The 10461-nt window shown below is 74.1% G+C and carries 10 protein-coding genes and 1 pseudogene; 7 read left to right on the plus strand and 4 right to left on the minus strand.

Going from position 1 to position 10461, the window contains the following annotated elements:
• From LO763_RS28465 to LO763_RS28480, 4 genes are all read left to right on the plus strand, one after another.
• Positions 1-713: lyase family protein (locus LO763_RS28465; protein ID WP_230792225.1), on the plus strand; the 713-nt coding region annotated here is incomplete at its 5' end.
• A complete protein-coding gene (gene pcaD / locus LO763_RS28470) occupies positions 710-1501 on the plus strand; it encodes a 3-oxoadipate enol-lactonase (protein WP_230792227.1) in 792 nt (263 codons plus the stop codon). The genes LO763_RS28465 and pcaD, both read left to right, overlap by 4 nt.
• A 551-nt stretch (positions 1502-2052) precedes the next feature.
• Positions 2053-2424 carry a 4-carboxymuconolactone decarboxylase gene (gene pcaC, locus LO763_RS30215; RefSeq protein WP_230792229.1) on the plus strand — a complete coding sequence of 124 codons (372 nt, stop codon included), beginning with the start codon at positions 2053-2055 and terminating at the stop codon, positions 2422-2424.
• A 25-nt stretch (positions 2425-2449) separates the two neighbouring features.
• On the plus strand, positions 2450-3259 hold the full coding sequence (locus LO763_RS28480) for an IclR family transcriptional regulator domain-containing protein (protein ID WP_230792230.1): 810 nt from the start codon (positions 2450-2452) through the stop codon (positions 3257-3259).
• Between the two features lie 246 nt (positions 3260-3505).
• Here the strand turns inward: LO763_RS28480 and LO763_RS28485 are convergent, their stop codons facing one another.
• The 3 genes from LO763_RS28485 to LO763_RS28495 form a co-directional block, all read right to left on the minus strand.
• A complete protein-coding gene (locus LO763_RS28485; protein ID WP_230792232.1) occupies positions 3506-4693 on the minus strand; it encodes a thiolase family protein in 1188 nt (395 codons plus the stop codon).
• 705 nt (positions 4694-5398) lie between these two features.
• Positions 5399-6766, minus strand: a complete 1368-nt coding sequence (locus LO763_RS28490) for an amidase (protein ID WP_230792234.1) — start codon at positions 6764-6766, stop codon at positions 5399-5401.
• Positions 6767-6809: 43 nt separating this feature from the next.
• Positions 6810-7997 carry a cystathionine gamma-synthase gene (locus tag LO763_RS28495; protein ID WP_230792235.1) on the minus strand — a complete coding sequence of 396 codons (1188 nt, stop codon included), beginning with the start codon at positions 7995-7997 and terminating at the stop codon, positions 6810-6812.
• 128 nt (positions 7998-8125) lie between these two features.
• Here LO763_RS28495 and LO763_RS28500 point away from each other — a divergent pair, with 128 nt between their 5' ends.
• The gene (locus LO763_RS28500; RefSeq protein WP_230792240.1) at positions 8126-8389 is read left to right on the plus strand and encodes a hypothetical protein; all 264 of its coding nucleotides are present in this window, start codon (positions 8126-8128) and stop codon (positions 8387-8389) included.
• A gap of 82 nt (positions 8390-8471) precedes the next feature.
• On the opposite strand, the gene LO763_RS28505 is transcribed toward LO763_RS28500, so the two are convergent.
• On the minus strand, positions 8472-8861 hold the full coding sequence (locus tag LO763_RS28505) for a VOC family protein (RefSeq protein ID WP_230792253.1): 390 nt from the start codon (positions 8859-8861) through the stop codon (positions 8472-8474).
• A 187-nt stretch (positions 8862-9048) separates the two neighbouring features.
• Here LO763_RS28505 and LO763_RS28510 point away from each other — a divergent pair.
• A pseudogene (locus LO763_RS28510) lies at positions 9049-9975 on the plus strand (alpha/beta fold hydrolase); the annotation flags it as partial.
• A 96-nt stretch (positions 9976-10071) separates the two neighbouring features.
• A partial coding sequence (locus LO763_RS30220; RefSeq protein ID WP_369432115.1) for a hypothetical protein occupies positions 10072-10461 on the plus strand: 390 nt, incomplete at its 3' end.

Raw genomic sequence — 10461 nt, forward strand, 5'->3', positions numbered from 1 at the left:
AGGGCGAGGGCGAGGGCGAGGGCGAGGGCGAGGGCGAGGGCGAGGGCGAGGGCGAGGGCGAGGGTTACCCGCGGCTCTGGGCGCGTACGCTGCTGCAACGGGCCGAGCCGATCCACTTCCACGACCTCGCCCTCGGATGGAGCAGCGCGCTCGCGACCGGTCGCGGGGCACTCGAAGGGCTCGACTTCCCGGTCTCGCTCTCGGGCCCGGTCGGCGTCTTCGGCAGCAAGCGCCCCCTTCCCGAATGCGACCTCCGGGCCGCGTACCGGCGGCTGACGGGGCTGTCCGGCCGCGCCGGCTCCTGGCACACCGCGCGTTCCCCGGTCGTGCGCATCGGCGCGGCCGCCGCCGAGGCCGCCGGGGCCTGCGCGAAGGTCGCCGTCGACATCATCCTCTTGAGCCAGAACGAGATCGGCGAGGTCAGCGAAGGCAATCCCGGCGGGTCGACCTCGATGCCGCACAAGCGCAACCCGGTCGCCGCCACCTGCGCCCGCGCCTGCGCGGCCCGCACCCCCGGACTCCTCGCCACCCTCTACGCCGCGATGCCGCAGGAACTCCAGCGCTCCCCCGGCCTATGGCACAGCGAGTGGGAGACCCTCTCGGACCTGCTGCGGCTCACCGGATCCGCCGCCGCCTGGCTCCGGGAGTGCCTGGAGGGCCTGCGAATCCACCCCGAGGCCATGGCCCGGAACCTGCGGGAGGGCAGTGCATGATCCCCCACCACGTCACCGACGGGGACGGTCCCGCCGTCGTCCTCCTCAACTCGCTCGGTACCACCCTCCACATGTGGCAGCCCCAGGTGATCCCGCTCAAGGAGCGGTTCCGCCTGGTGCGCTTCGACGCCCGAGGCCACGGCCGCACGCCCCGCACCGCCGGGGCGCTCACGGTCGACGACCTCGCCGACGACGTGGCCGACCTCCTCGACCACCTCGGCGTCGCACGCGCCCACCTCGTCGGGGCTTCGCTCGGCGGCGCGATCGCGATGCGCCTCGCCGTGCGCGAACCGGACCGCGTCAACCGCCTTGTCCTCGTCTCCACCGCCGCGAAGATCGGCACGCCCGAGGGCTGGCGGGCCCGAGCCGAGGCCGTCCGGGCCGGCGGCTGCGCCGCCGTCAGCGGCCCGGCCATGAGCCGCTGGTTCTCCGAGGCGTTCCTCGCCGACCAGCCGGACACCGTCGCGGCCTTCCGGGACCGCTTCGACGCGTGCGACGCCGAGGGCTACGCCGCCTGCTGCGAGGCCATCGGCGGCATGGACCTGCGCGACCAGGTCCACCGGATCGGCGCGCCCGCGCTCGTCGTGGCCGGCGCCGACGACGAGGTCACCACCGTCGCCGACGCCGCCTTCCTGGACGAGCGGATCCCCGGCGCCCGCACCGTCCTCGCCGAGGGCGCCAAGCACCTCCTCACCGCCGAGCGGGCCGACTGGGCCAACCGGATCCTCGTCGAGTTCCTCGACGGCGATCCGGCGACCGGGGATGAGACCGGGACGGAGACGCCATGAGCGGCAACGAGGAAGACGAACGGGTCGGGCCGGAGCCCGCGGACCGGAACGACGGTGCCGTCCGCAGCGGGACCGGGGGCGGCGGCGAAGTCGTCGGTGGTGACGCCGCCGTGAGCGCCGACGGCGGCGACCACGAAGGGGCGGACCTCGACGATTCCTTGAGCGACGGTCGCGGCGACTCCTTGAGCGACGGCCGTGGTGACGGCCGTGCGAGCGTCGCCACCGGCTACGGCGACACCGCCGTCGACGGCGGTGTCGGCACTGGGGAGGAGCGCCCTGTCGGCGATGGCCGCGCGAGCGTCGCTACCGGCCGCGGTGCTTCCGCGTCCACCGATCGCGGCGATGGCGCGCCGGTGGGTGGTGGCCATGGCGCTGCGAAACCCGACGACTCCTTGAGTGGCGGCCGTGCGAGCGCCGGTACCGGCTACGGCGATACCGCCGTCGATGGCAGTGCCGACATCGGGGAGGGCTGCCCTGTCGGCGGTGGCCGCGCGAGTGCCGCTACCGGCCGCGGTGCTTCCGCGTCCACCGATCGCGATGGCAGCGCGCCGGTGGGCGGCGGCCGCGAACTCGGTGAAGCCGTTCGGCGGGCCGTGCTCGGCGACGCCCACGTCGACCGCTCCGAGGCCGCCCGCACCGACTTCGACCGCGACTTCGGGGACTTCATCACCGAGTACGCGTGGGGCGGCGTCTGGTCCCGGTCGGGCCTGCCGCGCCGCACCAGGCGCCTGCTCACCGTCGCCGTCCTGTGCTCGCTCGGCTGCGAGGACGAACTCGTCATGCACGTCGAGGCCGCCCTCGACGACGGCGTCGCCCCCGAGGAGATCAAGGAGGTCCTCCTCCACACCGCCGTCTACGCGGGCCTCCCGCGCGCCAACCGGGCCTTCCGACTCGCGGGCCGGGTCCTCGCCGAGCGCGGCTGAGGCCCCGCGCGGATATGGTGACCCCATGCAGCCCGAGCCCACTGGCGAACGCGAGCCCGACACCACCGCGCGCAACTCCGACTACGTGCAGACCCTCGCGCGCGGTCTCGCGGTCATCCGCGCGTTCTCGGCCGAGCGGCCCGAACTGACGCTCAGCGAAGTTGCCAAGGAGACCGGCCTGACCCGCGCCACCGCCCGCCGGTTCCTGCTCACCCTCAGCGAACTGGGGTACGTCCGCGCGGGCGGGCGCCACTTCCAGCTCACGCCGCGGGTCCTGGAGCTCGGCTTCGCCTACCTGTCGAGCCTGAGCCTGCCCGAACTGGCGCAGCCGCACCTGGAGCGCCTGGTCGCCGAGGTGCAGGAGTCGGCGTCGGTCGCGGTCCTCGACGGCACCGACATCGTGTACGTGTCCCGGGTCGCGACCCGCCGGATCATGCGCGTCGCGATCAACATCGGCACCCGGTTCCCCGCCGTGAGCACCTCGATGGGGCGCGTCCTCCTGGCGGACCTCGACCCGGAGGGGCTCGACGCGGCGCTGGCGGCGGCCGAGCCGACGGCGTTCACGCCGTTCACGGTCACCGACGAGGACCGGCTGCGGGCCGAGATCGACCTGGTCCGCACCCAGGGCTGGGCGTTCGTGGACCAGGAGCTGGAGGAGGGGCTGCGGTCGATCGCGGTGCCGATCCGGGACCAGCGGGGGAAGGCCGTGGCGGCCATGAACGTCTCCTCGCACACGAGCCGGAACGACCTGGACTCGGTGCGGCGCGACCTGCTGCCGCCGCTCCTGGCGGCCGCCGCGCGGGTCGCGGCGGACATGGCGATCACCTTCAATTGAGCGGCGTCCTCCCGAAGGGGCGGATGCGGCGGCCGCAAAGCGCGGAGGTGGCTGCCGGACCGGTGGGGCGGCGGCTCGCCGGAGACCGCGGACTCGAAAGCGAGCATGGAGCCGCGGACCCGGAGGCCGCGGACCGGGGCGCGGCTGGGCACCCGCCGTGCGGGGCGGAGCCGCGAGCGGACGGTGCGCCGTATCCGCCGTCGCACCGCGGGTCGGCGACGCGGATTCGTCCGGTTGCCCTGCCGCTCAGACGCGTTCGATGACGACGGCGATGCCCTGGCCGACGCCTATGCACAAGGCCGCGAGGCCGTAGCGGCCGCCTTCGCGGTGTAGCCGCCACGTGAGGGTCGTCAGGATGCGCGCCCCGGAGCAGCCGAGCGGGTGGCCGAGCGCGATCGCCCCGCCCTGCGGGTTGACGCGTTCGGGATCGAGCTCGGGCCAGGAGGCCAGGCACGCGAGCGCCTGGGCCGCGTAGGCCTCGTTGAGTTCGACCGAGTCCACCGCGTCCCAGCCGATCCCGGCCCGTTCGAGCGCCCACTCGGCGGCCCCGACCGGGCCGATGCCGTAGCGGTGCGGGTCGACGCCGACGACGGCGCGGGAGGCGATCCGGGCCAGCGGCCTCCCGTGGGCCTCGGCGGCGGTCTCGTCGCCGAGGAGCAGTGCGGCGGCGCCGTCGCTGAGGGGGCTGGCGTTCCCGGCGGTGACGGTCCCGGGGCGGTCGGCACCGCCGCCGCGGAAGGCGGTCCGCAGGCCCGCGAGGACCTCGGGCGTCGTGCCGGGGCGGATCGCCTCGTCGCGGGGGAGTTCGGGGAGGGCGGCGATCTCGGCGTCGAACCGGCCGGATTCCCAGGCGGCGTGGGCGAGCCGGTGGCTGCGGGCGGCGAACGCGTCCTGCGCCTCGCGGGTGATCCCGAACTCCTCGGCGAGGAGCTCGGCGCCCTCGCCGAGGCTCACCGTCCACTCGGGGTTCATGGCGGGGTTGACGAGCCGCCAGCCGAGGGCGGTGTCGGCGAGTTCGAGGCCGCCGCGCGCGAACGCCTTGTCGGTCTTGGGGAGGACCCACGGCGCGCGGGTCATCGACTCGACGCCGCCGGCGACCGCGAGCCGCGCGTCGCCGCACTCGACGGCGCGTGCGGCGACGATCACCGCTTCGGCGCCGGAGCCGCAGAGGCGGTTGACGGTGGTGCCGGGGACGGAGGTGGGGAGCCCGGCGAGGAGGGCGGCCATGCGGGCGACGTTGCGGTTCTCCTCGCCCGCGCCGTTGGCGTTGCCGAGGACCACGTCGTCGATCGCGGCGGGGTCGAGCCCGGGGCTGCGCTCGACGAGCGCGCCGATCGCCTTGGCGGCCAGGTCGTCAGGGCGGACGTTCGCGAGCGCGCCGCCGAAGCGGCCGACCGGGGTGCGGACGGCGTCGAGGATGAAGGCGGCGCTCACGGCGGTGTCACGGGGTGTGGTGTGGACATGGCGGCTTCCAGGTGTTCGCAGGGCGGATGATCGTGCTCTCAGCGAACATTAGTGAATGGGGTGAAGGTGCGCAAGACCGAGAGGGGGTGGTGTGCAGCGGGTGAGAGTGACCGCGATGTCCCGTGACGAGTGGCGCAGGAGGGGCGGTGTGCGTCGGGCGAAGGCGACCGTGACGAGTCGGAGCAGGAGGGAACGATGCGCGCACCGCACGATGCGTTGCGGGGGAGGAGGAGAGGGAGGGCAGAGAGCCAAGGCGCGCCTTTAAAGCTAAAGGTCTCATGCCATCCCTAACCCCCACCCTCCCTGGGGAAGATAGGGCCCATGCTTCCGCGCGGGTCCGACAAGACCCCGGGGAGCCGCCGCCCTTGTCACCCGATCGGGTGCCGTGTCGTTCGTCGCGTTCACCACGAAGCCGTGTTCAGTCCGTCGCCGTCGCCGTCGCCGTCGCCGTCGCCGTCGCCGTCGCCGTCGCCGTCGCCGTCGCCGTCGCCGTCGCCGTCGCCGTCGCCGTCGCCGTCGCCGTCGCCGTCGCCGTCGCCGTCGCCGTCGCGGGACCGCCGGGTGCCGTGGCGACCGCCACGGCACCGGACCGATCGATACCGGCTGCGCCCCGGATGCGACCGGGGCGCGACCGGCGAAGTGTCCGGGACGCCCGGCCGCGGCCGGGCGACGCCGTCAGTCCCAGCTCAGTCCCGGCGCGTAGCGCCTCGGGCGGAGCTTCGCGATGAGCTGGGCCGCCACGTCGAACAGCCGCCCCTGCGAACCGGGCGGGCCGACCAGCTGCACCGTCGCGGGCGCGCCGTCCGAGCGCATCCCCACCGGCACCACCAGCGCGGGCAGCCCCGCGAGGCCGAACGGCGCCGTGAACGCCGCCGTCCCCGCCAGATGGGCCACGTTGGCCCGCAGCGACTCCCGCGACCACTCCTTCGCCGCCGGCGGCGGCCCGGGCAGCCCCGGCGTGACCAGCAGGTCGTAGTCCTCCAGGTCGAACCAGTCCTCCAGGTGCCGCCGCACGCGGCCCCCGTCGCCGAGCACCCCGCCGAACAGGCCCTGGAGATACGTGCGCTCGCCCACCGACACCAGGCGCCTGGTGCGCCGCTGGAGCCCGTCCGGCCCGCACTTGAGGCTCCGCAGGTACGCCGCGCACGTCCACGCGCCCGACGACGCCGGGGTCAGCCGCGCACCGAAGCGCGGCTTCGACCGGAACGTGTCATGCCCCAGGTCGGTCAGGGCCCGCACGGCCTTGAGCAGCCACTTCGTGGCGTCGTCGTCGACGCGGGCCGGCAGCGGCGCGACGTTGGTCGCCGCGATCCGCAGCCGCCCCGGGTCCCCGGTCGAGCGCGGGTGGCGGTGCGTCAGCGCCGCGTAGGCCAGCGCCGTGTCGTCCACTGTGGTCGCCATGACGCCGACGTGGCCGCTGAGCCAGTGGTCGGGGTCGGTGTTGATGTCGGCCGGGACGTGCTCGGGGCTGAACGCCACGATCCCGCACGCGGCCGCCGCGGTGCGCACCCCGCCGGCCGAACCCGGCCCGTCGAGGCCGATCCCGATGGGCGCCGCGCCGGTGGCGACGGCCAGGGCCGTGCCGCCCGAGGGCCCGCCGATGCCGCGGTCGGGGCGCCACGGGTTGGCCGGGACGTTCCCGTCGTCGTCGGTCGCGGGCCACAGCCCCAGTTCCGAGGACCGTCCGAAGGCGACGACCACGGCGCCGGCGCCGCGGATGCGCTGCACCGCCTGGTGGTCGGTGTCCGCGATCGGCAGGACCGCGGCGTTCGAGCCCAGGCGCGGGGCGTGCCCGGTGACCGGGAGCTGCTCGCACACGGCCACCGGGACCCCTGCGGCGGGCAGGGAGTCGCGGTTCTCGATCTCGTCCACGGCCGCGGCCTCGGCGAGCGATTCGATCTTGCGGACGCTCGTGAGGGCGCCTTCGGTCTCGCGGTGGTCCTCGATGCGGCGGAGGTGGTGGTCGACGACGACGGCGGCGTCGGCGTCGTTCCGCCGGACCGCCTTGGCCATCTGCTGCGCGGTGGTTCCCGACCAGCTCACTGCTCGTCCTTTCTCACAGGGTGACAGGGGTGCCGGGGTGGTGTCAGCCGAGGGCCCGGCGCAGGTCGGCGAGGAGGTCGTCGACGTCCTCGATGCCCACCGAGAGGCGCACCAGGTCGCCGGGGACCTCGAGGGCGCTGCCCGCGGCCGAGGCGTGGGTCATGCGCCCGGGGTGCTCGATGAGGGACTCGACGCCGCCGAGCGACTCGCCGAGCGTGAACACCTCGGTGCGGGCGCACACGTCGACGGCCGCCTGCTCGCCGTCCTTGTGCCGGAAGGCGACCATGCCGCCGTAGCGCTTCATCTGCTTGCCCGCCACGTCGTGCCCGGGGTGGGTCGACAGGCCCGGGTAGCGGACCTCGGCGACCTTGCCGTGCGCGGCGAGGAACTCGGCGACCGCCTCGGCGTTGTCGCAGTGGCGGTCCATGCGCACCCCGAGGGTCTTGATCCCGCGCAGGGTGAGGAACGCGTCGAAGGGGCCCGCGACGGCGCCCATCGCGTTGTGGTGGAACGCGATCTTCTCGGCGATCTCCTTGTCGCGCACGACGACCGCGCCGCCGACGACGTCGGAGTGGCCGCCCACGTACTTGGTGGTCGAGTGGACCACGACGTCGGCGCCGAGCGCGAGCGGCTGCTGGAGGTAGGGGCTCGCGAAGGTGTTGTCGACGACGACGAGCGCGCCGCGGCGGTGCGCCAGGTCGGCGAGCTGCTCGATGTCGGCGATGTTGAGCAGCGGGTTGGTGGGCGTCTCGATCCACACCATCCGGGTGTCCTCGCGCATGGCCGCCTCGACGGCGGCGAGGTCGGTGATCGGGGCGGCCGAGTAGCCCAGGCCCCAGCGGGTCGCGACCTTGTCGAACAGGCGGAACGTGCCGCCGTAGGCGTCGTCGGGGATGACGACGTGCCCGCCGGGCTCCAGGAGCGCCCGCAGGATCGCGTCCTCGGCGGCCAGCCCGGAGGCGAACGCGAAGCCCTGCACGCCGCCTTCGAGGGAGGCCAGGCACTCCTCGAGGGCGGTGCGGGTCGGGTTGCCCGACCGCGAGTACTCGTAGCCGCCGCGCAGGCCGCCGACCCCGTCCTGCTTGTAGGTGGAGGTCGCGTAGATCGGCGGGACGACGGCTCCCGTCAGCGGATCGGGCTCCTGCCCGGCGTGGATGGCGCGTGTGGAGAACCCGTGGGCCCTCCCGTCGCCCGCCGCCTGGACCGGAGTGAACCCTGTGCCTTCATGCATGGTCCTTACGCTAGCCGACGCGAGTACCACTGCCTATGGATAGGCACGCTATCGTGCAGACAACACCTGGGATCTTCACGGACCCGCGGCGACGCGGATCCTCAGGAACGACACGGAGGGATCGACCCATGGGCTTCGACGAAGTACACAAGATGGACATCACCGGCGACGGCGTCGACGAGACGGTCGGCGTGCGCCGCAACGAGGACGGCTCGGTCGAGTACCACGTGGACGTCGACGGCGACGGCGTCGCCGACATGAAGGCCGTCGACAACGACGGCGACGGCGTGATCGACGCGGTGCTGCTCGACAACGACGGCGACGGCAAGTACGACACGGCGGCCGTGGACCTCGACGGCGACGGCCAGATCGACGCCGCGGTCGAGAAGTAAAAAGCCCCCGGCAGGACACCTCACCGCAGACTTCGCGCCGCGGGCGCCCCGGACCGGGGCGCCCGCGGCGTTCTCGTCGCCCTCAGCGCTTGCCGCGCTCGGCGTCGGAGCGCTCGACGCAGAACTCGTTGCCCTCGGGGTCGAGCAGGGTCGCCCAGCCGGTGCCGTCGGGCCTGCGGTGGTCCTCGTAGAGGGTCGCGCCGAGGGCGAGGAGCCGCTCCACCTCCTCGTCGCGGGTGCGGTCCTCGGGGGTGAGGTCGAGGTGGAGGCGGTTCTTGACCGTCTTCCCTTCGGGGACGGTGATGAACAGCAGCCCGGGGTGGCCGCCGCCGGGGCCGATGAAGTTCTCCTCGTGCTCGGGGGCGTTCCCGTCGTCCGGGTCCTCGGTGTAGCCGGTGACCTGCGACCAGAACAGCGAGAGCGCGTAGCCGTCGCGGCTGTCGAACGTGACTTGTCCAATGCGTGAAACCATGCGCCCACGCTAATGCTTCCGCGCGGTCCCCGGCGACGGATATTCGCCCGGGCCCGCCCCGCCGGGGGCCGGTCCCGCGGACCCGATGCGGGTCCTTTCGCCTGCTCCAGCAGGGTAAACAGCGTGTCAGCGGTCGTGTCAGAGACGTGACAGGGCGGTGTCAGCCCGGGCTCCCATAGTTGCCGACATGAACGAGAACCGCACCGCCGAGAACACCGCCGCCAACGACAGCACCACCAACGACAGCACCACCAACGGCACCGCCGCGGCCCGCCCCGTCCCGCCGCTCGGAGGCTTCCGGGAGGTCGGCGGCCGCCGCCTCTTCGTGCACCGCTCGGGGAACGGCGGACCGGCCGTCGTCTTCCTCCCCGGCGCCAGCGCGATCGGCCTGGACTACTACGGCCTCCAGCGCCAGGTCGCCGAGTTCGCCACCGCGATCGTGTACGACCGGGCCGGGACCGGCTACAGCGACGACGTCCCGCTGCCGCGCAGCGCCGAGGACGTCGCCGACGAGCTGGACGGGCTCCTCGACGCCGAGGGCGTCGACGGCCCGGTCGTCCTGGTCGCCCACTCCCTGGGCGGCGCCTACGCCTACCGGTACGCGCAGCGCCACCCCGGCCGTGTGGCCGGCCTGGTGTGGCTGGACGCCTTCCACCGCAACTGGGACGAGTTCATGCCCGCCGACGCGAGCCTGGCCGCGGGCGAGGCGATGGCCCCGCCCCGGGAGGCGCTCGAGCAGGCCCTGCCGTTCATGCGGGACATGGTCGCCCAGATGTACGCCGACTTCCCCGAGGACGTGCGCGACGCGGTCGCCGACTACCACGCCAGCGACCGGTGGATCGACGTCGGCATGGCCGAGCGCGGCGCCCTCGGCTTCCTCGCCGACGAGCTCAACGCCGGACCGGGCCTCCCGGACGTCCCGGTCATCGCGCTGACCCCGCTCGGCGTCGACCCCGGCCAGCAGGCGCTCATGTCCGAGGAGGCGCTCCAGGCGGTCCACGACGGCAAGGCCCGCCTGGACGCGCACCTGGCCGCCTCGGTCACCGACGGGGAGCACCGCCTCCTGCACGACACCGACCACACCCGGATCATCGCCGACCGCGCCGACGCCGTCGTCCAGGCGATCCGCGACGTCCGCGACCGGGCCGCCCGCCGCCAGAACACCACCGAGAACAGCACCCGGAACACCACCGACACCAAGGAGCACACCGTGACCGTCACCCTCACCGACCAGGACAAGTCCACCATCCGCACCGCCGCGTACGGCGCCGTCACGCTGCTGTCGTTCGCCGGGATCGCCGGATCGGCCCACAAGGTCGCCACCGACGGCACCCTCGCGCTGGCCGCCGCGACCGGCGCGGTCGGGCACGTCCTCGCCGGGAAGCGGAAGGACTTCAAGCTCGAGGCCAAGTCCGCCGCCGCCCTCGCCGACCAGGTCCTGCCGGCCCTGACCGCGTCGGTGCGCCTGCTCGCGGCCCAGGACCCGGCCGAGGCCGCGAACTTCCGCACCACGGTCGCCGTCGCCGTCGAGGCGGCCAACCGCGCCCACAAGGGCGAGCCCAGCCCCACCATGGCCGAGATGACCCGCAAGATCACCGAG

The organism is Glycomyces amatae (genome assembly GCF_020991375.1).
Classification (GTDB): domain Bacteria; phylum Actinomycetota; class Actinomycetes; order Mycobacteriales; family Micromonosporaceae; genus Glycomyces; species Glycomyces amatae.